A 268-nucleotide genomic window follows, 5' to 3' on the forward strand; every position below is an offset into this window, starting at 1 on the left:
TAGCCGAGGAAAAGCTCAGGACAATCCCCGATCAAATCGAAATCGCCGAATTCCATTACAAACTGGCTATCGCCTACTATCAAATCAAACAAAATTTCCTTTCCTTAAACCATGCGAAAACAGCTCTAAAAACCTTCAAAGCACATGGTGATTACATTCAAAAAGCGATCAGCAACGATATGCTGATCGGGGCAAATAAACTCGATTTATTTCGTTTTGATGAAGCCGAACAGCATTACAAGCAAGCCCTTAAAGACGCGGCACTGAT

The 268-nt window shown here is 41.4% G+C and carries 1 pseudogene; it reads left to right on the forward strand.

Features of this window, described 5'->3' with window-relative positions:
- Nucleotides 1-268 (forward strand): annotated as a pseudogene (locus CH339_RS25710) (hypothetical protein); the annotation flags it as partial.

This window comes from Rhodobium orientis, assembly GCF_003258835.1.
In the GTDB taxonomy this organism is placed as follows: domain Bacteria; phylum Pseudomonadota; class Alphaproteobacteria; order Rhizobiales; family Rhodobiaceae; genus Rhodobium; species Rhodobium orientis.